The sequence below is a fragment of the Apibacter muscae genome (assembly GCF_007845635.1).
Lineage (GTDB): Bacteria > Bacteroidota > Bacteroidia > Flavobacteriales > Weeksellaceae > Apibacter > Apibacter muscae.
Genome location: NZ_SELG01000032.1, coordinates 209,263 through 233,307, shown reverse-complemented (window position 1 = coordinate 233,307; position 24,045 = coordinate 209,263). Strand labels below are relative to the sequence as shown.

Below are 24,045 nucleotides of genomic sequence, written 5' to 3'. Positions count from 1 at the left end.
ATAAAATAATGTTAAAAGAAAAGAGAATATTTTGAAAGTAAAGCCAAAAAAACACTTAGGGCAGCATTTTTTAAAAGACTTAAATATCGCATCAAAAATTGTAGATTCTTTAACCTATAAAAATTACGATACAATTCTTGAAATTGGACCAGGTACGGGGGTATTAACTCAATTTTTATTAAACAAAAATGTAGAATTATTCCTTTCAGAAATAGATGATGAATCTGTTGAGTATTTAAAAATTAATTATCCACAGTTAAAATCTAAAATTGTTGATGATTTTTTAAAAATTGATATTCATCAAATTGTCCCAAAGAATTTGTCAATCATTGGAAATTTTCCTTATAATATTTCATCTCAAATAATATTTAAAGTTTTAGAAAATAAAGAGCAAGTTGTTGAAGTTGTTGGAATGTTTCAGAAAGAAGTTGCGGAAAGAATAGTTGCAGAAAAAGGATCGAAGATTTACGGAATACTTTCAGTTTTGACTCAGGCATATTATAAAACGGAATATTTGTTTACAGTACACGAAAATGTTTTTAATCCACCCCCCAAAGTAAAGTCGGCAGTTATTCGCCTTTCTCGTTATCGAGAACAAATTGAGGGAGTAGAATCAGAATTATTTATAAAAATTGTAAAAGCAGGATTTAACCAAAGAAGAAAAACCTTAAGAAATGCGCTAAAAGTTTTAGGCGTTCCCTTATCTTTGCATGACCATGAATTTTTAAATCTTAGGGCAGAACAATTGTCTGTAGAAAATTTTATACAATTAACCCAACAATGGCAGAACAGTTAATTCAATTATAAATTAATCAATATGAAAAGACTCATTTTAATATCTTCAGTTGTATTCTTAGCAATCGCATGCGAAAAAAAATCAGATATGCTAGAGAATGCAAATAATCTCTCAAATGTTAAAGTTGAAAATCAATTAGATCCTGTGTGTGAAATGGAAACATCCAAACACTTGGGAGATACACTTACCTATAATGGTAAACTTTATGGATTTTGCAGTAGTAAATGTAAAACTGATTTTGAAAAAAATTCTCAACAATACCTAAATAAGTAATAAACATCGTATAAATACGAAAACATTCTTTGGAAAGAATTTTTATGCAAAATTCTGTAACTTTGTTCGTTTAAAAGTAAAGAGTAGTGGTTGAAGAAAATAGTTCTATGGAATTAGAATCTGCATTAAGTTTTTATGAGTTTAAAAGAGAAATTTTAAAAGACTATCGACTTTGTTTAATAAGCCGAGAATGTAGTATTTTAGGCAGAAAGGAAGCATTGTCTGGAAGTGCTAAGTTTGCTATTTTAGGTGATGGAAAAGAATTGCCACAAATTGCAATGGCTAAAGTTTTTAAAAATGGAGATTTTCGTTCTGGTTATTACAGAGATCAAACCTTGGCTTTTGCTACAGGCGAAATAACAATTGAAAACTTTTTTTCTCAAATGTATGCTGATGCAGATCCGGAGAGAGAACCACAATCCAGAGGGAGAATGATGAATGCTCATTATGCGACGCATTTAGTAGATGTTGATGGAAATTGGAAAAATCTTACAGAACAAAAAAATCATGCAGCGGATCTTTCTCCCACAGCAGGACAAATCCCTAGATTATTTGGATTGGCTTATGCTTCTAAAATATATAGACAAGAAAAAGGATTGTCAAAACAATCCAATTTTTCAAATCAAGGAAATGAAATCGCTTTTGGTACCATTGGAGATGCAAGTACTTCCGAAGGACATTTCTGGGAAGCCATTAATGCAGCCAGCGCTTTACAAATCCCTATGGTTCTTTCCATATGGGATGACGGATATGGGATTTCTGTTGATTCTACGGAGCAAAGAGCCAAAAAACAATTTAAAGAACTATTGCAAGGATTTGAAAAAAAATCCGGTGAGAAAAAAGGCTGTAAAATTTTTCATGTGAAAGGATGGAATTACCCAGAATTAATTGAAACTTACAGCAAAGCAGAAGAGTTAGCCAGAAATGAACATGTTCCTGTAATTATTCACGTAGATGAATTAACACAGCCTCAAGGACATTCTTCCTCAGGGTCTCATGAAAGATACAAGTCTAAAGAGCGTTTGCAATGGGAAAAAGAGTTTGATTGTTTAAAAAAATTTAAAGAGTGGATATTAGACTTTAAAGTCCCAAATTTAGATAATAACACTTCACGATCTTTAATTTCAGAAAATGAGTTGGAAGAGTTAGAGGAGTCTGTGAAAGAAGAAGTGAAGAAACATCAAAAAATAGCATGGAATCAGTATAGAGAATCATTAAATTCCATTAAAAGTGAAGCCATGCAACTAGTGAATTTATTAGAATTACAAAGTTCCAAAAAAGTATTTATTAGTCAGCAAAAAGATATTTTTTTAAAAATTACTAATCCATATAAAAGAGAAATCTATCATTTTGTTAGGAAGATTTTAAGGATAATAAGGGATGAAAATATAGCGGCTAAGTCAGATCTTATCACATGGTTCAATAAAAATTTAAAGAGAGAAGAGGATAATTATAATACAAAATTATATTCAGATACAACAAAATCAGCGTTAAATATACCATATATAGCACCTGAATTTGATCAAGAGTCAAAATTAGTAGACGGAAGGCTAATTGTAAGAGACAATTTTGATAAACTATTGATGAAATATCCTGAGCTCATTGCTTTTGGAGAGGATTTGGGAAAAATTGGAGATGTAAATCAAGGATTTGAAGGTCTACAAGCAAAATATGGAGAACTTAGGGTTTCTGACACAGGAATTCGAGAAGCAACTATAATTGGGCAGGGAATAGGTATGGCAATGAGAGGATTAAGACCTATTGCGGAAATCCAATATATTGATTATGTATTGTATGGAATTCAAACCATGAGCGATGATTTGGCAAGTTTGCGTTATAGAACAGGAGGTAGGCAAAAAGCGCCTTTAATTATTCGTACAAGAGGACATCGTTTAGAAGGGATATGGCATTCAGGTTCACCCATGGCGGGTATTCTTAATTATTTAAGAGGAATTTATCTTTTGGTGCCTAGGAATTTTGTACAAGCAGCTGGATTTTATAATACTATGATGATGTCGGACGATCCTTGTATGATCGTTGAATGTTTAAATGGTTATAGATTAAAAGAACCATTGCCAAAAAATCTTGGTGAGTTTACAACACCAGTAGGACAAGTTGAAGTGACTAAAGAGGGTAAACATATAACTATATTGACTTACGGCGCATGTTGGAAAATAGTTACAGAAGCAGCAAAAGAATTATCCATTTTAGGAATTGACATAGAAATTATAGATGCTCAATCATTAATTCCATTTGATATTAAACATCAAACAGTCGAAAGCTTAAAGAAAACCAATCGATTGTTAATCGTTGACGAAGATGTACCAGGCGGTGCAAGTGCTTATTTATTGCATAAAGTTATTGAAGAGCAGAGAGGTTTTCAGTATTTAGATTCTGCACCTGTAACTCTAACAGCTAAGGAACACCGCCCGGCTTATGGCACAGATGGGGATTACTTTTCTAAACCTTCAGTTGATGATGTTATTGAAAAAGTTTACAATATTATGCATGAAGTAAATCCAACGGAATATCCACCAATTAGATAACTATTCTATAGGATGACTTTAGAAAGCCTTAAATTATTTAACTTTAAAAATTTTGAAGAAAAACATTTTTCCTTTTCAAACAAAATTAACTGTTTAGTTGGTAATAATGGCAAGGGGAAAACTAATGTTTTAGATGCTATCTATTATTTATCTTTAACAAAGAGTTATTTAAATTATTCTGACCAAAACAATGTGCGTTTTGGAGAGAATTTTTTTTCACTAGAAGGAATTTTTAAAAATCAGGATAACCAAGATATCATCAAGTTATTAGTACAAACCGGTCAGAAAAAAGTATTAAAAAAAAACAATAAATCTTATGAAAAGCTGTCAGAACATATAGGGAAATATCCATGTGTGATGATTTCTCCCTATGATCAAAATTTGATAGCTGAGGGTAGTGAATTTAGGCGAAAGTTTATGGATAATATGATTTGTCAACTAAATCCTGAATATTTACATTGTTTAATACGATACCAAAAAGTACTATTGCAAAGAAATGCATTACTAAAATTGTTTTCGGTACAAAATACTTTTGACGCTTTTAGTCTAGGAATTTATGATGATGAATTAATTAAAAACGGAAACACTATTTATAAATTTAGAATACAATTTATACAAGATTTTGTATCGGTTTTTAGCAAATATTATTCAATTCTATCCAATCAAGAAGAATCCGTAGATATTCAATATATTTCTGATTTACACGAAACAACTTTTCAAAATCTATTAAAAGAAAATCTATTAAAAGACAGAAATTCCACCTATACTTCAAAAGGAATTCACAAGGACGATTTATTATTTAAGTTATTTAACCATCCGATAAAAAAGATAGGTTCTCAAGGTCAACAAAAATCATTTCTAATTTCATTGAAGTTGGCTCAGTTAGAAATTATAAAAAATTATTCTAAGAAAAATCCTATTCTTTTAATGGACGATATTTTTGATAAATTGGATGAGGAAAGAGTGGAAAAATTGTTAAAGCTAGTCTTAGATGAAAATTTTGGACAAATTTTTCTATCGGATACTCATAAAGATAGAACAGAGAGTATAATTCAAAACATAAGTTCCAATTATTCTTTATATAACTTGTAAAATTTTATTGCTCAGGATATTGTTCATAATTCAATTTATCAGTTGAAATAATTCACTTAAAATTATGAATTCTATAAAAAAATTATGATATTTATATACTCAAACAATAGTAAAATTTAACTAAACTCTATGGATATTTTGGTCGTTCATTTAAAAGTATAAATTATAGAATTTTAAAAATCATTAAACACAACGAGTTGATATATGGATCAAAATGTTTCTGAATCTACTTTTAGACAAGAAGTAGAAAATAAATACATAGTATACAATAGCTTATTTGCCAATTTGCCTTATCATGATATGGGGAAGTTAGGAGCTTTAACCCCTATGTTATACGATTTGGCTAACGAAGAATTGAATAAAGAGAAAAATCCTAAAGATATTATAGAGTTTTTCTTAAACAAATATGCATATTTAAATAAAGAAGAGGACAAAAATGAACTTTTATTTAGAATCATTCAATTTATAGAAAGACAAGTTGTTTTATTTGATTCTGTTGAAGACGCATCTTTTGATAAAATTATAGCCGTTAACCATCAGAATGGAACTTTAGAGAATCTTTATCAAGTAGCTCAGCAGCAAAACAAATTAAAAGAAGTTTACGAAGAACTAAAAACTTTTAAAGTACGTGTAGTATTTACTGCGCACCCCACACAGTTTTATCCAAATACGGTTTTAAGAATAATATCAGACCTTACAGAGGCGATACAAGATAACGATATTACTCAGATTAACAATTTATTACAACAATTAGGAAGAACCCCCTTTATAAATAAAAATAAACTCACTCCATTGGAAGAAGCCAATAGTATCATCTATTATTTACGATATGTGTATTACGATGCTATAGGACAACTGCATGAAAAATTATTTTCTGAATATTATTCAGAAAATAAAGACTTTATACCAATTATGGAACTTGGCTTTTGGCCGGGAGGTGATAGAGATGGAAACCCATATGTAACTTCAAGTATCACCAAAAAAGTTACACAAGAATTAAGAACTAGCATTATGAAATGCTATTATAATGATCTTAAAAAAATATCCAGAAGACTCACATTTAGAGGAGTATATGAGAAGTTAAGAGAACTAAGTCAATTGATTTACGATAATTCTTTTGGAGTTAAAAAAGGTTTAACTACAGAAATTATTCTTGAAAAAGCTTTAGAAATAAGAAGAATTTTGGTAGATGATCATGACGGTATTTTTTTAAATGAATTAGATCGATTCATACGTCAGGTACAAACATTTAGAATGCATTTTGCCTCCTTAGATATACGGCAGGACAGTAGTATTCATCAAAAGATTTTAAATGCAATTGTAAAGAGGTACAATCTTTCTGAAAAATCTTACGATGAAATGGATAAGGAAGAAAAATTTTATGTTTTATTCCAGTCCAATATTTTAATTCAAGAATCAGATTTTGAGGAAGATATTATAAAAGATACCATTAGGAACATTAAACAAATTAAACAAATACAGGAAGAAAATGGTGTTCATGCAATTCACCGCTATATAATTAGTAATTCTACTTCTATTTTTAGTGTATTGGAGGTATTTGCCTTATTTGAATTTTGTGGATATAAAAAAGAAGATATAGAGCTAGATATTATTCCCTTGTTTGAAACAGTAGAAGGTTTAGACAATGCAGAAAGCATCATGCAACAATTGTATAATCTACCTTTATATAGGGAACATTTAATGAGGAGAGAAAAACGACAAACGATTATGTTAGGATTTTCCGATGGAACCAAAGATGGTGGATATGTGAAAGCCAACTGGGCTATATTCAAAGCAAAAGAAGAATTAACTAAGGTTTCTAAGGATAATGAGATCGAGGTATTATTTTTTGATGGTAGAGGAGGTCCACCAGCAAGGGGAGGAGGAAAAACAAGACAGTTCTATGCTTCCCAAGGACCAACCATTGCATCCAATCAAATACAACTCACGATTCAAGGACAAACTATATCTTCTTCATATGGATCAATAAATCAAGCCAAACACAATTTTGAACAGCTTATCACAGCGGGTATATCCAACAGAGTGTTTGAAAATAAACAATTGATACTTAGTCCTAAAGATCGGTATATTTTGGATGAATTGTCCAAAATAAGTTATAAAAAATATGAGGAACTCAAAGAGCATCCACAGTTTATTGCTTATTTAGAAGAAAGGACTACGGTGGAGTATTACGGTAAAGCTAATATAGGAAGTCGCCCATCGAAAAGAAAAAAAGATTCTTCAGGACTTCAGTTTAAAGATTTAAGAGCTATACCATTTGTGGGGGCATGGAGCCAGGCAAAACAAAATGTTCCAGGATATTTTGGTTTTGGAACTGCTATACAAGAATTTAAAGAACAAGGAAGATTGTCTGAGTTGCAAGATTTGTACGAACATTCATTGTACTTTAGAACCTTAGTTCAAAATAGTATGATGTCAATGATAAAATGTAATTTCAAATTGACTTCTTACATGAAAGATAATGATAAATTCTCTGATTTTTGGAATATTTTAAACGAGGAATTTAAATTAACGTATGATTTGTTATTGGAAGTTTCTAAGCAAAAGGTTTTAATGGAGAAGGAAGAAATCAATAGAATGTCAGTTTTATGTAGAGAAAAAATAATGCTTCCTTTATTAGTAATTCAGCAATTTGCATTACAGAAAATAAACGAGACTGAGAATGATGAGGAAAGAATCGTATATGAAAGAATGTTAGTACGAACACTGTTTGGAATTATAAATGCAAGCCGTAATTCTGCATAGTTTAAAGATAAAGTAAAAAAGGTTGGCTTGAAAGCCAACCTTTTTTTAATGACCATTTTAAGATTCTACCATTTTATTATTTCTAGTGTAAGGAGTAACTAAAAAATATAGATTAGACGAAATCCATCCAATCCAAAATAAATATCCACCTAGGTGGAATTTGTCTTTCATCAAGCGATGTTCAAAAACACTTGAAAAATCATAATATGTATATGCTAATCCAAGTACGCCAATTAGTAAGAGAAAAAAGAACACTATCCGTGAAGCACTTAATGTGCAACCTCTTTTTACGATCCATTGAATAAAAATTAACACAATTTGAATACTGAAAATTATTAAAGCAGTTTTCCACCAAGTTTTAAAAACTTTATACTCAGTACGTACAAGGTTTATTCCCATTCTTCCGATAAAAGACATTAAGGACATTAAATACCCAGCAATTGCAGAAATAATAATTTCAAAGATTATTAGTAATGAAATTCTTTTCATAAAAAATAAATAAATAATTAATGTTTCGTTAATACTAATTCATGATTAATAATTTCAGGAATTTCTTCTTTATAGTGACTAACAAATATTACAGTTTTATCAGAAGAACAATATAAATTGAGTAACTTAATAATTTTCTTTTTATTATCCATGTCTAATCCATGCAAAGGTTCATCTAAAATCAATAAAGAAGGATCTTTAACAAAAATTCTGGCAAGTAAAACTAGGCGTTGTTCACCTGTGGATATATTTAAAAATGAGCTTGAATGTAGAGATTCAATGCCTAAAATTTTCATCCATAATAAAGCAATTTCTTTTTGGCTTTCAGAACATTTGTTATACAAGCCGATGGTATCAAAGAAACCGGAACTGACAACATCTAAGCAACAAACATTCTTTTGATAGTACAAATGCATTTCTGGAGAAATATAACCTATATTTCTCTTTATATCCCAAATGCTTTCACCCGTACCACGTGGCTGATCAAAAAGGGTAATATCATTGGCATAAGCTTGCGGATTATCCGCAACAATTAAACTCAATAAAGTACTTTTTCCAGAACCATTAGGACCTAAAAGAGCCCACTTTTCCCCTTTTTTAACTGTCCAAGATAGATGATTTAATATAGTTCGTTTGTCGTAGGAAATATTTATATCTTTAAATAAAATAGCGTTATTGTAGCTTATTACAATTTGTGATTTTGGCAATTTAGAAAACAAATGATTGTCAATTCTAGACTTAAACAAGTTTTTATGAAGGTCTTTATTATTGATAAAATCTGTAAAATTTTGAAAAGGTAAAATATTACAATCTATTATAGGTAAAATATGCGTAATTAAAGGTGGTATATCAGCAATATCGGAAACTAAAAGAATGATTTGTAAATCTGTGAATTTAATTAAATCATTGAATACCTCATTTAAAACACGTCTTGAATGTGAATCAAGCCCTATAAAAGGCTGATCTATAATTAAAATTCTAGGTTTAGAAGCTAAAGATTTTACTAATAAAAACTTTCTAAGTTCTCCACTTGAAAGAAGATTAATTTTTTTATTTAAAAGATCATTAATTCGAAAAGTAGAAATTAAATGATTGACCCATTCCTGATTATCCTCTTGTTTTAGAAAATCTTTTACTAAAGGAATATCTTCTTCTAAGCCTATATTCCATCGTTGTTGATAATAACTATTTCTGCAATCGGTAAGAGAATAAATATCTTTAAAAGCAACATACTTTACAAAATTTCTAATTGAGTATTGTTTACCGCATTCATCCTTACATGAAATTTCTCCGGATTTCAATCCATATTTCCCGGTTAAAATTTCTATGAGTAGGGTTTTACCAGAACCATTGGCTCCTATCACAGCCCACTGTTCTCCTTTTTTTATTTTCCAGTTAATGGGAGTAGAAAAAGAAAAAAAATTAATTCTTGGAATTGCATTTTTTATTTCAATTAAGTCGGTATTCATTTCATTAGAATTAAAATCTAAATTACCCAATTAATTTTAATATAAGAGAGAAATTTTATATTTAAATGGAGGATATCAAAAATAAGATGGAAAAAGATATTCACTATCTTTGTGTGATACAATGGATGCAAAATGAATTTTTTAGAAAAATATAGAGGTTTAATAAAAGAAGAAATAATTAAAAATGCCTTTAATACAGCACCGGAAGAATTGTATGAGCCTATGAACTATATTTTAGATTTAGGGGGGAAACATTTGCGTCCAGTTTTGGTTTTAATGACTTACCATTTATTTAAAGAAGATTATTACAAAGTAATTAAACCAGCGTTAGGAATTGAATATTTTCATAATTTTTCTTTGATGCATGACGATATTATGGATAAAGCACCTTTAAGAAGAGGAAAACCCACTGTACATAAAAAGTTTAATGAAAATACAGCAATTTTATCAGGAGACGCATTGTTAGTGAAATCTTTTCAAATGTTGGAGGATCTTGAACCACAATTATTTAAGCCCTGCTTTCAGTTATTTAGTGAAACTGCTTTGAAAGTTTGTGAAGGTCAACAATACGACATGAATTTTGAAACCCAAAATAAAGTTTCTTTTGATGAATACATTCATATGATAACGGGTAAAACAGCAGTATTATGTGCTTGTTCTATGAAGATGGGGGCATTGCTAGCAGAAACTTCAAGTGAAAATGCTTCAAACTTGTATGAATTTGGTAAATATTTAGGAATAGCTTTTCAATTCATGGATGATTATTTAGATGTATTTGGAGAACAGCAGGAGGTTGGTAAAAAGTATGCAGGGGATATTTATGAGAATAAAAAAACAATTTTATACATTTTAGCAGAAGAAAACGCTAATCCAGAAGAAAAGAAAGAGTTACAATATTGGTATGAAATACGAGAAGAAAGTCAAGAAAAAATATCTAACGTTGTTCAATTATTTAAAAAATTAAAAGTTGATCGAAAATGTTTAGAATTGGTCAATGAATATAACAATCAAGCAAAAAAACATTTAAATGCAATAAATTTAACGGAAGAGAAAAAACAACCTCTTTTAACGCTTATTGATAATTTATTAATAAGAAAAAGTTAAGTTATGATATTTAGAACAGAGCTTGAATATCAAACCAATGAATTAAAATTAGATTATAATAGCAAAATTTTTACTATTGGATCCTGCTTTGCTACAGAAATAGCCCAAAAACTGATACATTATAAATTTAATACTTATCATAATCCATTCGGAATATTATTTCACCCCTTAGCGATTGAAAATGCGTTGATGAGAATTTATTCCAATCAAGAGTACATAAGTTCTGAAATATATAAGTATGAAGAACTTTATATAAGTTGGGATCATAGCTCTACTTTTGATTCAGTAAATGCAGAAACTATTTTAAACCAAATAAATAAAAATATACAAACCGCTCACGATTTTCTAAGAAATACTGATTTAATAATTATTACTTTAGGAACATCTTGGATTTACAAATTAAAGCAGTTTGATATAATTGTTGCTAATTGTCATAAAATTCCAAATTCCAATTTTAACAAACTATTACTCACCGAACACCAGATTAAAACTTCATTAAAAAATATAGTGGAGATGCTTAACGATCTAGGTAAAGATAAGGTGAAAATTCTATTTACTTTAAGCCCTGTACGGCATATTAAAGATGGTTTAGTAGAAAATAATAGAAGTAAGGCTCAATTGTTATCCGTCATACATTCTGTGGTGGACTTGTATGATAATTGTGAATATTTCCCAGCTTATGAATTTATTATGGATGATTTGCGAGATTATCGTTTTTATAAAGAAGATTTAGTTCATCCCAATGAGGTGGCTATTCAATATATATGGAATAAATTTAAAAATTCCTTTATGAGTAATGAAGTGGAATCAATTATGCAAAGAATTGATAAAATTAAACTATCCTTACAGCATAAAGCACAAAATGAAAGTACGATAGCGCATAAAAAATTTTTATATAACATATTAAAAAATATACAAGATTTAGAACCTTTATTACCTAAAGGATCTATGCAGTTAGAATATCATTTATTAAAAAACAGAATAGAGAATACGTAATTCTATTTTAAGTCTTTAATAATAAAGTAAATATGGAATTTATAGATACACATACACACCTATATTCAGAAAAATTTGATGAAGATAGGGAAGAGGCTATAAAAAGAGCTGTTGAAGAAGGAGTAGGAAGATTTTATTTACCTTCAATAAGCTCAGCTTATTACTCTAAAATGAAGAATTTACAAGAAAATCATCCAGATAAAATTTTTTTAATGATAGGAATTCATCCCTGCGATGTAAAACCTGAAAATTATAAACAAGAGCTAATTTTTGTTAAAGATCAATTAGAAAAAGAAAAATTTGCAGCTATTGGAGAAATTGGAATTGACTTGTATTGGGATACTTCTACCTTGGAAATACAAAAAATAGCTTTTAAAGAACAAATTGAATTAGCAAAGAAATACCAGTTGCCTATTGTTATTCACGTTAGGGAAGCCTTTGAAGAAGTGTTAGAAATTCTAAGGCAAGAAAAGTCTTCCGATTTATATGGGATTGTTCATTGCTTCAGTGGAACTTTAGAACAAGCAAAAGAATTTATAGATTTAGGGTTTTCTTTAGGTATAGGTGGTGTAGTAACCTTTAAGAATGGAAAAATAGATCAGTTTTTAAATAAAATTCCCTTAGAATCTATTGTTTTAGAAACAGATTCACCTTACTTAGCACCTGTACCATTTAGAGGAAAAAGGAATGAATCTTCTTATATTAAATATGTAGCAGATAAACTTTCAGATATCTATCAAATTAATATTGATGAAATAGGCAAGAAAACTACTGAAAATGCATTAAAAATTTTTAAATTATAAAGAGTGGCAAGAGATAAATTATTTGATTCTTTAAAATTTTTACTCATATGCTTAGTAGTTTTTGGGCACACTATAGATACTAGTACTACTAAATCTGATCATATTTTATTTGGTTTTTTGTATACATTCCATATGCCTTTGTTTATATTTATTTCAGGATATTTTTCAAAAAATATTACTTGGAAAAAATATAAGAAATTTTTTATAGGATTATCTATTACATTTACTATATTTCAATTCATATACTCAATACCATCGATGTTCTTAGGATTTGAAAACTGGTTGCAAGTCTTTATTAGACCTAAAGGTTGGTATATATTAGGATTGTTCTTATGGAGATTTATTTATGTAATCGTTAAAGGTAGGATTTCAATTATAAATTTATTATTTATATCTTTTTTAGTGCCAATAATACTAGGATTTCTACCCTTTAATATTGAATTTTTTAGATTAATAACCTTTTTTCCCTATTTTTTGTTAGGTGTTCTTAGTTCTAAAATTACTATGGTTAGAATAAGAAAGATTAATAAATTTTATTCTATTCTATATTTAATAATTTTATTTGTATTTATTTATAAAAATATGGATATACGCTATAGACTCTCTTTATTTGGAGAAGGAAGTTATCTAGTATATTTTCAATCCAATTTAGTAGGATTATTTTATAGACTTCAAGCTTATTTATTAGCCATTATTACTTCAATAGCGGTTATAAATCTTACACCTCAAAATATAGGTAAGTTTGGAACTAAAACTTTGGAGATATATTTAATGCATTTTATTTTTGAAGTAATTATTTACAGTATAATCTTCCCAAGATTTTCAATTCAACCTAATTTACTTATAAATATAATTAGTACAATAATTATTATAACTTTATGTATCTATATTAGTAATTTTAGAATAATACAATTTATAATGCATCCATTAGATTTTTTTAATAGTAATTATAATAAAAAAAACCGATAAATTTTATCGGTTTTTTTTATTATAAAAAATTTTACTTAAGCCTCATTGGGTTTTATAGAAACGTAAGATCTATCATTTTGTTTTTTTCTAAAAACAACAACACCATCAATAAGAGCAAATAAAGTATGATCTTTACCGATTCCTACATTATCTCCAGGATGATGAGTAGTACCTCTTTGTCTTACTAAAATGTTTCCTGCTTTGGCTTCTTGACCTCCGAAAATTTTCACGCCTAATCTTTTAGAGTGAGATTCTCTACCATTTTTGGAGCTACCAACTCCTTTCTTGTGTGCCATGCTATAATTTTCTTTTTAGTTAAAATTAATCTTCTGATTTTACTTCTTCCTTTGCTTCAGTTTTAGGAGCTGCTTTCTTTGCTGCTTTTTTAGGAGCTGCAACACCACCTATAGAAACAATTTGTATTTGAGTAAATTGCTGTCTATGTCCGTTTTTAACTTTATAACCTTTTCTTCTTTTCTTTTTAAAGACAATTACTTTGTCTCCTTTTACTTGGTCTAAAACTTTTGCGACAACAGTCACTCCTTCTATAGCTGGGGCGCCTACTGTTACGGAACCGTCAATGTCAGTAAGTAATACTTTATCAAAAGTAACCTCATCCCCGGCATTAGCTTTTAAACGATTCACGAACAATTTTCGATCTTGCTCAACTTTATATTGAAGCCCTGCTATCTCTACAATTGCATACATAAAATATCCGTTTTTTGTTTTTTGGACAGCAAATATAATAAAATAATTCTATAAATATAAGTAATTAGCTAAATATTAGTATACAAATAAAATTATAAAGAATGCATTTCTGCAAACAGTTATTTATATTTGTAAGAATAACAAAAAGAGCTAAGTTTAAAAATTTAATAAATGAAAGAAAGAAACTTACGTGTTGTATTTATGGGAACTCCCGAATTTGCAGTAGCACCATTAGATAAAATTATACAAGCTGGTTATGAAGTAGTAGCGGTTGTAACAGTTCCAGACAAGCCAGCAGGGAGGGGACAAAGAATATCTGAATCAGCAGTTAAAAAATATGCTTTAAAGAATAATTTGAATTTATTGCAACCTGAAAAACTAAAGGACAATAATTTTATAGAGGAATTAACAAAACTAAAACCAGAGGTAATGGTAGTGGTTGCCTTTCGTATGCTACCGAAAGAAGTTTGGTCATTACCCAGTTTAGGTACATTTAATTTGCATGCCTCGCTTCTCCCACAATATAGGGGTGCATCACCAATAAACTTTTCAATTATCAATGGAGATAATGAAACAGGAGTAACAACTTTCTTTATAGATGAAAAGATAGATACCGGAGAAATTTTACTTCAAGAGCGAATAGCAATCAACGAAAATGAAAATGCTGGAGAATTACATGATCGCTTACAAGAACTTGGCTCTCATTTAGTAGTTAAAACTTTGCAAGGGTTGGAAGACGGAACATTAAAATCCGAAAAACAAGAATTAAAGAAAGATATTGAATATAAATATGCACCTAGAATTTTTAAAAAAGATTGTATAATAAACTGGGAAGATAGTATAGAAAATATTCATAATTTAATAAGAGGTTTAAGTCCTTATCCGGTAGCCTACACTCATTTAGTTATCGACGACGAAAAATTTAAAATTTTTAAAATATTTAGTGGCTATTATAGCAGAGAAACTCATAATTATCCAATAGGGAAAATAATAATAGAAGGAAAAGATATTTTAAAAATAGCTATAAAAGAAGGCTTTTATTTTCCAAAAGAAATTCAATTGGAAGGTAAAAAAAGAATGAATATTTCAGATTTTATTAACGGGCTTATAGATAAAAATAATATAAAAGTACAATAATGATAGATTATAGTAATGTTAAATTAGTGGTTACAGATATGGATGGGACATTGCTCCATACTGATTATACACTGAATCCTGAATTTTTTGATCTGTACAAACAATTAAAAGAATTACAAATTCAATTTGTTGTTGCAAGTGGTAGACAATATGATAGTTTAGCTTCAATCTTCAACCCAATAAAGAATGAAATCTATTTTATTTCAGAGAATGGAGGGAATGTAATTTTTAGAGATAAAAAAATTTTTGTAGGAGAGCTATCTCAAGAATTAATATATAAGGTGGTAGATGCGTTAGAAAATCTTCCAGGTACAGAAATTTTGTTGTGTGGAGTTAAAAGTGCTTATATGGTAGAAGAAAAAAAAGAGTTTGAAAAATTTGTAGCGCCTTATTATCCAAAAAGAAAATTTGTTTCAAATTTTAGAGAACCAATTAATGACGATCAAATTGTTAAAATTGCTGTGTTTAATACTAAAGGGTCAGAAGAAAATGTATATCCTTTGGTGGAACATTTAAAAGAGGATTATTTGGTAAAAGTATCAGGTAAGAATTGGTTGGACATATCAATAAAAGATTCAAATAAAGGTAAAGCTCTTCAAATAGTGCAAAGACTTTTAGGAATTCATAAAGAGGAAACTATGGCTTTTGGTGATTACTTGAACGATTTAGAAATGATTCAAGAATCTAAGTTTAGTTTTGCTATGGAAAATTCACATCCCTATTTAAAAGAAAATGCCAATTATGTTACTAAAACTAACGATGAAGATGGAGTGTTATGCGTGCTAAAAGAAATGATTAAACAAAGAAAAGATGCAACCAAGTAATAAATTTATAGGTAAGAGAAGAGAGATATTTATAATAATTCTGTTCATTTCATTTCATTTATTAAATGCATCAAGCTTTAAGCTTAAAGATGTAATTGCTGTAAATGATTTTTTACAAGGAGAGGAACCAAGTCTTCAATCCATTTTGAATAATTATTATAAAGCGGTAGCAGGAAGTAAAGAAAAATTAGAAAGTATAAAAACCCTTGAATCTAAAGGAGAAATTACATTTAGTACAACGGATGTTAAAGCAAACATTGTTACTAAATACCAAGTACCTAATAAATACATTTCTATCGTAGATTTTATGGGGCAAAAAGTAGTTCAGGGTTTTGACGGTTTAAAGCCTATTTCCAATTTATCTGCTCTTACACAGGATAAAGAAAAAGAAATGAGAGAAAAAAAAGGTATTTTTACTGAACTGTATTTTGCTGATGAAAATTCAGAATATTTAGGTAAAAGTATTCTTAATGGAAATGAAGTGCATAAAATTAAATTTAAAGATAAAGATGCCGAGACCATTGTTTATTTTGATGCAAAAACAGGGTTGAAAGTTAAAGAAGAAATTTTAAAGACAGGAGAGAATATGGTAAAAGAATATTCAGACTATAAAGATTTTCAAGGAATAAAATTAGCTACAAAAATTAAAACCATAGTACCTGGACAGATAGCTACGCAAACAGTAGATAGCTATACGATTAATCCTGTATTTTCCGACAAAGATTTTAGTTTATAATACCATTTATATTAAATAAATAGAATAGCAGATTCTTAAGATAAGAATCTGTTTTTTTGTGAAAATTATTTTTTCTTTTTCATCTTATTAAACCAAATAATTATACCGGTTACAGGTAAAGAAGTTCCAATCAGGCAGCAAATAAAATATAACACTTTTGAGAAAGTTCCCATTATATCACCAATATGTAGAGGTTTGATTAATGAAACTATTTGAACATTTAAAGGCTTATCTTTAAATAAGTCTAAAGAAATAATTTCTCCATTGTATGGGTTTAAATTCATCTTATCCGGAGCTGCTATTGCGAAAATGCCTGATTTGCTTTTAGAAATACTATATGCATGTGCAGAATCTTTAGGTATATTTATTCTAACATCTCCCTTGTAAGGCAATTGTTGATTTACTATTCGTTCAACTTCTTCAAAAGAAATGGTTTGATCTGAAGTATTTTTTAAAGTTAATGGTTTTTCATTTCTTCCAGCAAAAACTTCACTGCCCATTATCTTTCCCAATCCATTTTTGTACCATTCAAAAGACCAGCACAGCCCAGTAATAGCCATTAATAAAAGTAAAAATAATGAATAAAACCCAAGGGTATTGTGTAAATCATGATTGATTCTTTTCCATCTAGCTTTAAACTTAATTTTAAATCCAGGTTTCCAATGATTCCATCGCTTCCAATATTTAAACTTTTTTGGAAACCATAAGATTAATCCTGAAATTGATAATAAAATAAAAATTAGGGTTGATATTCCAATGATGGGGCGACCTATGCTCGGATCCAATAATAAAAATCTATGGAGCTTCATTACGATCATAAAAAACTCAGAAGCTTTATCACCATCTTTGCCAGCAATCTTTCCCGAATAAGGATTTACATAATAGGTGGTGGGTCTTTGTCGTTTAGGTTGAATATTTTCATCGCCTTTACTTTTGATCTTGTTATTTACAGGAGTTGTTTTTTTAGACAATCCAAACAATATATTTTTTTCGCGGTTCTCAGGAATTTCTATAAAAGAAACCTTTCCATTTTCAGTTTTTTCAAGTGTAGCTACTAACTTTTCAATCGGTAGATACGGTGAATTATTGTTAAAGTCGGAGGCATTGTATTTATTTGGATTTACAAAATATTCAATATCACTTCTAAAGACGTAGATACTTCCTGATAAACATACGATAAATAATACGATTCCGGCAATCAATCCCAGCCAAAGGTGTATGTCATTAATGAATTTCCTGAATTTATTTTTTTCTTTCATATTAAGTTAGATGTGCAAGTAATTTAAAAAAGACTACCATAACTAGTAGGGTAGTCTTTATTTAGTAAATGGGAAAATTAGAAATTATATCCTACTTGAATGCCAAAGTTACTAGGATCAATTTGGTTTATAAATCCGCCTCGATAATAGGAATTATACCCCAGCTCGTTAAATATATTATTAAAGAAAACTTGTATATCAAATTGTTTGATTTTATAACCTGCTTGTGCATTTACAGTCAGGTAAGAAGGCATTAAAAAAGGTTTCACTCCAGGGGTTGTACCATGACCGTCAGCAACTAAAGACCATTCATTCACAGGTCTACTTCCAACATAATACACTCCTGCACCCAACGATAGATCTTTCAATGCTCCTTTGTCAAAGGCGTAACGTAACCAGCCGTTGAAGGTGGTATGCGGTGCATTCATAGGTCTAGATCCATCAACATAAGAAGGGCTATCTTCATACTTAGCATCTAGATAAGAATAACCTAAAATAGCTTGTAAATTAGGTAGTATTTTCCCAGTTAATTCAAGTTCAATACCGCTTCTCTTTAAATCTCCGGCAAGAATATAATATAGAACTACGTTACTTACGCCATCGGTAATTCCATACTGTAAATCAGAATTTCTAATATTAAAATAAGTGGCATTGAAAAATAAACGATTCTCGAACCAAGAAGATTTAAAACCCATTTCCCATTGTTTAGAAACAGCGCTTCCCATTTCTTTACCATTAATATCTCTATTAGCTGCAGATCTTAAATCGCTGGTAGTGGTATAAGATCCGAAAATATTTATATTTTCTATAGGAGTAATCATTACACCAAAAAAAGGATCCCAAGCATTCCCTTGGGTTTTCCCAATAGTAGAATTACTCTGGCTAATTTTTGAACTATAACGAACGCCTAGCATCGCTTTAATATAAGAATTAAAACTTACAACATCTTGCACTGTAAATCCATACGAAGAGGTATTGGATGAACTTACTTTTTCGTCACCAAAAGTGTAACCCGCAGGTTTAACGTTGGAGATAGGAGAATAGACATCAATTACATCAATATATTTTACAGATTTTCCTTTAGAATCTAATAGAGAATAACTAGTGGTATTTAAATCTGTTTTCTTAAAATCAAACCCTGCTTGAAACGTATGTTTCATAAATCCGGTTTTTACATCTTTCCCGATTAAATCTAGCTGGATTACTTGATTTTTGTCATCTCTGGCAGATTTATTTAAAGTTCTATATCTTTTACTGTAATCAATGACACCATTTTCAGAAAACTTATTTTTAGTTAAACTTGCTGCCGTGCTTTCAGTTTGATAAGAAGATCCAGCATAGGCAAGTCTTAGCATTAATTGATCGGTTAAATCTCTGTACAATCGGGTGCTATAAGTGGTAGTTTTGTTATGCATATTATCCGATTTGAACCCTAGGAATTTATTGTGTGGCATTTTAAACAACGCTTCAATATTATCAGGAGCAAGATTAATCGTGCCAATATCAGGAGTAACATTAGAATCTAAATAATCCATCTCCAAAACTATTCTAGTCTTGTCGTCCGGTCTCCATTCAAAAGAAGGATTGATATAAAATTTTTCTTTGTTTATATAAGATTTATAACTATCAGATCTTTCGTAAGCGGAATTAATTCTTATTGCAGCAGTCTTTTTCTTATCTAATACAGTTTGAAAATCAAGCGTAGGTCTAAACATACCCCAACTTCCTGTTCTTATAGATATATTGCCTTGGTCCTTAAACTTAGGGGTTTTAGTAACTACATTAATAACTCCTCCAGGGCTACCCAATCCGTCTCCAATTCCTTGCGTTAAGGCTGCTGAACCTTTAAGCACTTGTACGCTTTCTACACCTTGCATATCAGAGGCTATAGAAGCTGTACGGAAATCAGAATCTACCTGCACCCCATTTTTAAGAACCGGAGTACCTCTGTATCCACGTATAGACATGCTTTCTCTAACACCACCGTAGGAACCAAATAAAGTAACCCCAGCTACGTTTTGTGTAGCGTCTGACAAAGATAGAGCTCCTTGTTCTTTAATTATTTTTTCTGGAATAATTGATATATTCTGAATCATATCTTGAGGGTCAATCGGGATACGAGTAACCATATCAAGTCCGTTAGGTACTTTCTTTTTTCCATAAACTACAACCTCGTCTAAATTTTTATCGGTTTTAGCCAAGGAATTTAAAGTGATAGTGATGTTTCTTATTTCGTTAGGACTTAAGAAAATATTTTCAAAATGTTCCGAATATAAAGAACTATTTTGAATAAATAAATTATGAGCTCCTTCCTTTAATCCATAAATGCTAAAGTAACCGGAAGGATCTGTTTGTATAGAATTAGTATTGCCATCTACATATAAATTTGCATTAACCACCGGTTGATGATCCTCATCAAAAATATAACCTTCAATTCCCGAATTATGGTTAGCGATTGAATCCTTATTAGCTTTTAATACAATAAAGATTTGTTTCAAAGAGTCAGATATTAAAGAAATTTCCTGATTGTGTAGAGAATAATTAGGGTGAAATACAGACATGGAATGCGTGCCTTTTTCCAATTGTTCAATAAAGAAAAAACCTTTGGAATCACTGGTTTTATGTGAAGGGTTTCCATCGATATATACGGTTGAATTTTCAATTGGAATACCTTGTTCATCTAGTATAAACCCCTGAATGGAACTTAAATTTTGTCCAAACGTAATTATACAGCAAAAAAATAAACTAAAACTAGTGTAGATATGTTTCATTAGATGTGTTTAAATTATTGAAGCAAAATTAATTTTTATTTAGACTAATTACAAATAAAATTCTATAATAAATTTGATTTTGTTATAATAATCTGAATATCTGTGATTTAGTTGTTAAAGTTTTCAGGAAAATAGCATATATATAAGTGTAATCATTTATTATAAAAAATGTAGAGATTAAGTTTGAAAATACACTAAATTTGCAAAACATTATAATGTAAATAATAATTTAGCATGAGTTTACCAGTAGATTATATCCCGGTTTTAATCCAAGTAGCTGTCGCTTTCGCATTTAGTGTAGTTACATTAATCGGATCTGCAATGCTAGGATCAAGGGTACATGGGAAAGTAAAAGACGATACTTTTGAGTGTGGAATAGCTTACGAAGGAGATGCTAGATCCCCCTTTTCAATTAAATATTTTTTAACGGCTATACTTTTCGTATTGTTTGACATCGAAATCATATTTTTTTACCCCTATGCTTTAAACGTTCGGGAATTTGGTGTTGAAGGATTTTTAGCTGTATTAACCTTTATTTCTATTTTTCTAATCGGTTTCTTTTACGTAGTTAAGAGAGGCGCTTTAAATTGGGAAAAATAAAATTCAGATGAATTAAATAAAAAAAATGTCAGAAAAAAAAGTAAAAATAGTAGAAGCACCGGAAGGAATAAGTGGACCAGGATTTTTTGCCGGTAGCCTTGATAAAATAATAGGATTGGCTCGGTCTTATTCTTTATGGCCTCTACCTTTTGCAACTTCTTGTTGCGGAATTGAATTTATGGCGATTCAAGCCTCCAATTACGATTTGTCTCGTTTCGGAGCAGAAAATATGTGTTTTTCTCCCAGGCAGGCAGATTTGTTAATGATTTGTGGAACCATTTCAAAAAAATTAGCTCCTGTGTTAAAACAGGTATATACCCAAATGGCAGAGCCTAAGTGGGTGATGGCTGTTGGAGCCTGTGCATCCAGTGGAGGAATCTTTGATACCTATTCAGTATTGCAGGGAATTGATAAAATTATTCCTGTAGATGTTTACGTCCCTGGTTGCCCCCCAAGACCGGAACAAATTATAGAAGGTTTTATGCAGATTCAGGAATTAGTTAAAAATGAAAGCTTGAGAAGAAGAGATTCAGAGGAATATAAAAATCTTCTAGAATCTTACCAAATATCGTAAGTAATATTGTATAGAAAATGGAAGAGAAAGTTATCGATAACCAGTACGTACTAGAACTTATTTCAAATAAATTTGAAGATTCTATACTAAGAGCTTACGAGCCTGATGGAATTTTGACCCTAGAAATTAAAAAAGAAATTTTGCTGCCATTGGTACAATGGATGAAGGAAGATAACATAAAAATTGATTTTTTAACGGATATATGTGGAATTCATTATCCCAACAATCATGGAGCGGAATTGGGAGTAATTTATCACTTGCATAGTTTAATACACAATTTCAGAATTAGACTAAAAATATTTTTTTCTATTCAAAATCCAGAAGTAGATTCCTTAACCCCTCTATATTCATCAGCCAATTGGCAAGAAAGAGAAACTTTTGATTTTTATGGTATAAAATTTATTGGACATCCCAATTTGGTAAGGATTTTAAATTGCGACGATATGGATTACCATCCACTCCTAAAACAATACGAATTGGAAGACGCTACCCGTACAGATAAGAATGACGCAATGTTTGGTCGGTAACTAATTATTCAAAAAAAGGAAAAATGTCTAACGAAAATAATCAAAAAGAGTTGCAGCATTTATCTAGCCTAGTAGATAAATATATAGTGAAAGAGCAAGTAGATGGTGAACTGCAACACATAAACCTAGGTCCCACCCATCCTTCTACGCACGGAATATTCCAAAATAAAATATTGATGGATGGAGAAAGGGTAGTTTCTTCACAATCTACCGTTGGGTATATACATCGTGCCTTCGAAAAAATAGCTGAAAGAAGAACTTATTCACAAATAACCACCTTAACCGATCGGTTGAACTATTGTTCTGCCCCTATTAACAATATAGGATGGCATATGACGATGGAAAAATTTTTAGGGATTAAAGTTACCAAGAAAATCGATTATATGCGTATCATTATTATGGAATTGGCAAGAATTGCAGATCACTTGGTTTGCGATTCAGTCATGGGAGTAGATACAGGAGCATTAACCGGATTTACATATGTTTTTCAAGACAGAGAAAAAATATATGACCTATACGAGCAGGTTTGTGGAGCAAGAATGACTACTAACATAGGTAGAATTGGGGGCTTTGAAAGAGATTTTAGTCCTAAGTTTCATGAACTGATCAAAAAATTTATTAAAGAGTTTCCGGCAAGAATTGAAGAATTTGCCAATCTTCTAGAAAGAAACCGTATTTTTATGGACAGAACCATAGGAGTGGGAGCAATTTCAGCAGAAAAAGCATTAAATTATGGCTTTACAGGACCTAATCTAAGAGCCGCAGGCGTAGATTATGATGCACGGGTGATGAATCCGTATTCCTCTTACGAGGATTTTGATTTTGTAGTGCCTATCGGTACGGCAGGAGATGCCTATGACCGTTTTATGGTTCGTTTACAAGAGATAAGAGAGAGCTATAACTTAGTGAAAAATGCTTACGAAAATTTGCCAGAAGGAGAACACCACGTGGAGGTTCCAGATTTTTATTTACCGAATAAACCAGAGGTTTATACCAGTATGGAGGCATTAATTTACCATTTTAAAATAGTGATGGGAGAAGTAGATATACCTACGGGAGAAATTTATAATTCAGTAGAAGGAGGAAATGGCGAATTAGGTTTTTATATGGTTAGCGATGGAGGAAGAAGTCCATACCGATTACATTTTAGAAGACCCTGCTTTATTTATTATCAAGCCTATTCAGAAATAATCAAAGATCAAATGCTATCAGATGCTATAATTACTTTAGGAAGTTTAAATGTTATTGCCGGTGAATTAGATGCATAAATAATAATTTTTAAAATATAAGAAAGCTCTTAAAAATAATTAAGAGCTTTTTTTATACTAAATTTTAAAAATAATGTTTTTTATTTAATCTATGATTGGGGAATAATTGTAACATCTTTATAAATTTCTTAATAATTTAAAATTAAGTTTTGTTACTATTCTTTTTTTCTACATTTCTACTTTTCATTAATTGAATATTTACTACCATATAAAAATTAAAAAAAAATGTTAATAATAGGTTTTAATCTATAAATCTGTTAAATAGTAGATTAGATATATAAATTCATTCGGAATATATTAAAATATAAAATTATTAACGTTTCTTTAATAAAAAATTT

Annotated in this window: 22 protein-coding genes; 16 read left to right on the top strand and 6 right to left on the bottom strand. The window is 30.0% G+C overall.

Annotated elements, in window-relative coordinates; translation table 11 throughout:
• The first annotated feature begins 31 nt into the window (after nucleotides 1-31).
• The 5 genes from rsmA to ETU08_RS06120 all read left to right on the top strand — a co-directional run bounded on the left by rsmA (nucleotide 32) and on the right by ETU08_RS06120 (nucleotide 7,473).
• Nucleotides 32-796 carry a 16S rRNA (adenine(1518)-N(6)/adenine(1519)-N(6))-dimethyltransferase RsmA gene (gene rsmA, locus ETU08_RS06140; protein ID WP_146262145.1) on the top strand — a complete coding sequence of 255 codons (765 nt, stop codon included), beginning with the start codon at nucleotides 32-34 and terminating at the stop codon, nucleotides 794-796.
• Between the two features lie 21 nt (nucleotides 797-817).
• The gene (locus ETU08_RS06135; RefSeq protein WP_146262144.1) at nucleotides 818-1,069 is read left to right on the top strand and encodes a YHS domain-containing protein; all 252 of its coding nucleotides are present in this window, start codon (nucleotides 818-820) and stop codon (nucleotides 1,067-1,069) included.
• Nucleotides 1,070-1,176: 107 nt separating this feature from the next.
• Nucleotides 1,177-3,615 (top strand): alpha-ketoacid dehydrogenase subunit alpha/beta, encoded by a 2,439-nt coding sequence (locus ETU08_RS06130; RefSeq protein WP_146262143.1) that lies wholly within the window; start codon nucleotides 1,177-1,179, stop codon nucleotides 3,613-3,615.
• 12 nt (nucleotides 3,616-3,627) lie between these two features.
• A complete protein-coding gene (gene recF / locus ETU08_RS06125; RefSeq protein WP_146262142.1) occupies nucleotides 3,628-4,707 on the top strand; it encodes a DNA replication/repair protein RecF in 1,080 nt (359 codons plus the stop codon).
• Nucleotides 4,708-4,911: 204 nt separating this feature from the next.
• On the top strand, nucleotides 4,912-7,473 hold the full coding sequence (locus ETU08_RS06120) for a phosphoenolpyruvate carboxylase (RefSeq protein ID WP_146262141.1): 2,562 nt from the start codon (nucleotides 4,912-4,914) through the stop codon (nucleotides 7,471-7,473).
• A 57-nt stretch (nucleotides 7,474-7,530) separates the two neighbouring features.
• On the opposite strand, the gene ETU08_RS06115 is transcribed toward ETU08_RS06120, so the two are convergent.
• Together ETU08_RS06115 and ETU08_RS06110 are read right to left on the bottom strand one after the other, a co-directional pair.
• Nucleotides 7,531-7,962, bottom strand: a complete 432-nt coding sequence (locus tag ETU08_RS06115) for a hypothetical protein (RefSeq protein ID WP_146262140.1) — start codon at nucleotides 7,960-7,962, stop codon at nucleotides 7,531-7,533.
• Nucleotides 7,963-7,979: 17 nt separating this feature from the next.
• Nucleotides 7,980-9,431 carry an ATP-binding cassette domain-containing protein gene (locus ETU08_RS06110; RefSeq protein ID WP_146262139.1) on the bottom strand — a complete coding sequence of 484 codons (1,452 nt, stop codon included), beginning with the start codon at nucleotides 9,429-9,431 and terminating at the stop codon, nucleotides 7,980-7,982.
• Nucleotides 9,432-9,563: 132 nt separating this feature from the next.
• Between ETU08_RS06110 and ETU08_RS06105 the strand changes: the two genes are divergently transcribed.
• The 4 genes from ETU08_RS06105 to ETU08_RS06090 are packed head-to-tail and all read left to right on the top strand — an operon-like array spanning nucleotide 9,564 to nucleotide 13,303.
• Nucleotides 9,564-10,535 carry a polyprenyl synthetase family protein gene (locus ETU08_RS06105; RefSeq protein ID WP_146262138.1) on the top strand — a complete coding sequence of 324 codons (972 nt, stop codon included), beginning with the start codon at nucleotides 9,564-9,566 and terminating at the stop codon, nucleotides 10,533-10,535.
• Between the two features lie 3 nt (nucleotides 10,536-10,538).
• Complete coding sequence (locus ETU08_RS06100) at nucleotides 10,539-11,531, top strand: GSCFA domain-containing protein (RefSeq protein ID WP_146262137.1); 993 nt, start codon at nucleotides 10,539-10,541, stop codon at nucleotides 11,529-11,531.
• A gap of 32 nt (nucleotides 11,532-11,563) precedes the next feature.
• Entirely contained in the window at nucleotides 11,564-12,334 is a 771-nt protein-coding gene (locus ETU08_RS06095) for a TatD family hydrolase (protein ID WP_146262136.1), read from the top strand.
• 3 nt (nucleotides 12,335-12,337) lie between these two features.
• Nucleotides 12,338-13,303 (top strand): acyltransferase family protein, encoded by a 966-nt coding sequence (locus ETU08_RS06090; RefSeq protein ID WP_146262135.1) that lies wholly within the window; start codon nucleotides 12,338-12,340, stop codon nucleotides 13,301-13,303.
• 35 nt (nucleotides 13,304-13,338) lie between these two features.
• Here the strand turns inward: ETU08_RS06090 and rpmA are convergent, their stop codons facing one another.
• Both rpmA and rplU read right to left on the bottom strand, forming a co-directional pair.
• On the bottom strand, nucleotides 13,339-13,599 hold the full coding sequence (gene rpmA / locus ETU08_RS06085) for a 50S ribosomal protein L27 (protein WP_146262134.1): 261 nt from the start codon (nucleotides 13,597-13,599) through the stop codon (nucleotides 13,339-13,341).
• Nucleotides 13,600-13,624: 25 nt separating this feature from the next.
• Nucleotides 13,625-14,011: a 50S ribosomal protein L21 gene (gene rplU / locus ETU08_RS06080; RefSeq protein WP_146262133.1), complete on the bottom strand. Its 387-nt coding sequence runs from the start codon at nucleotides 14,009-14,011 to the stop codon at nucleotides 13,625-13,627.
• Nucleotides 14,012-14,182: 171 nt separating this feature from the next.
• Here rplU and fmt point away from each other — a divergent pair, with 171 nt between their 5' ends.
• The 3 genes from fmt to ETU08_RS06065 are packed head-to-tail and all read left to right on the top strand — an operon-like array spanning nucleotide 14,183 to nucleotide 16,708.
• The gene (gene fmt, locus ETU08_RS06075; protein WP_146262132.1) at nucleotides 14,183-15,148 is read left to right on the top strand and encodes a methionyl-tRNA formyltransferase; all 966 of its coding nucleotides are present in this window, start codon (nucleotides 14,183-14,185) and stop codon (nucleotides 15,146-15,148) included.
• A complete protein-coding gene (locus ETU08_RS06070) occupies nucleotides 15,148-15,972 on the top strand; it encodes an HAD family hydrolase (RefSeq protein WP_146262131.1) in 825 nt (274 codons plus the stop codon). The genes fmt and ETU08_RS06070 overlap by 1 nt, the downstream gene beginning before the upstream one ends.
• Nucleotides 15,959-16,708 carry a hypothetical protein gene (locus ETU08_RS06065; protein ID WP_146262130.1) on the top strand — a complete coding sequence of 250 codons (750 nt, stop codon included), beginning with the start codon at nucleotides 15,959-15,961 and terminating at the stop codon, nucleotides 16,706-16,708. Before ETU08_RS06070 ends, ETU08_RS06065 begins: the two co-directional genes overlap by 14 nt.
• 65 nt (nucleotides 16,709-16,773) lie before the next feature.
• Here the strand turns inward: ETU08_RS06065 and ETU08_RS06060 are convergent, their stop codons facing one another.
• Entirely contained in the window at nucleotides 16,774-17,967 is a 1,194-nt protein-coding gene (locus ETU08_RS06060; protein WP_146262129.1) for a PepSY-associated TM helix domain-containing protein, read from the bottom strand.
• 77 nt (nucleotides 17,968-18,044) lie between these two features.
• Nucleotides 18,045-20,738 (bottom strand): TonB-dependent siderophore receptor, encoded by a 2,694-nt coding sequence (locus ETU08_RS06055; protein WP_146262128.1) that lies wholly within the window; start codon nucleotides 20,736-20,738, stop codon nucleotides 18,045-18,047.
• 234 nt (nucleotides 20,739-20,972) lie between these two features.
• Here ETU08_RS06055 and ETU08_RS06050 point away from each other — a divergent pair, with 234 nt between their 5' ends.
• Genes ETU08_RS06050 through ETU08_RS06035 form a run of 4 tightly spaced genes read left to right on the top strand, consistent with a single transcriptional unit; the run spans nucleotide 20,973 to nucleotide 23,707 of the window.
• A complete protein-coding gene (locus ETU08_RS06050; RefSeq protein WP_146262127.1) occupies nucleotides 20,973-21,338 on the top strand; it encodes an NADH-quinone oxidoreductase subunit A in 366 nt (121 codons plus the stop codon).
• A gap of 25 nt (nucleotides 21,339-21,363) precedes the next feature.
• The gene (locus tag ETU08_RS06045; protein ID WP_146262126.1) at nucleotides 21,364-21,912 is read left to right on the top strand and encodes an NADH-quinone oxidoreductase subunit B; all 549 of its coding nucleotides are present in this window, start codon (nucleotides 21,364-21,366) and stop codon (nucleotides 21,910-21,912) included.
• Between the two features lie 32 nt (nucleotides 21,913-21,944).
• Nucleotides 21,945-22,439, top strand: a complete 495-nt coding sequence (locus ETU08_RS06040) for an NADH-quinone oxidoreductase subunit C (protein WP_146262231.1) — start codon at nucleotides 21,945-21,947, stop codon at nucleotides 22,437-22,439.
• 23 nt (nucleotides 22,440-22,462) lie between these two features.
• Nucleotides 22,463-23,707, top strand: a complete 1,245-nt coding sequence (locus ETU08_RS06035; protein WP_146262125.1) for an NADH-quinone oxidoreductase subunit D — start codon at nucleotides 22,463-22,465, stop codon at nucleotides 23,705-23,707.
• The last annotated feature ends 338 nt before the right edge of the window (nucleotides 23,708-24,045 follow it).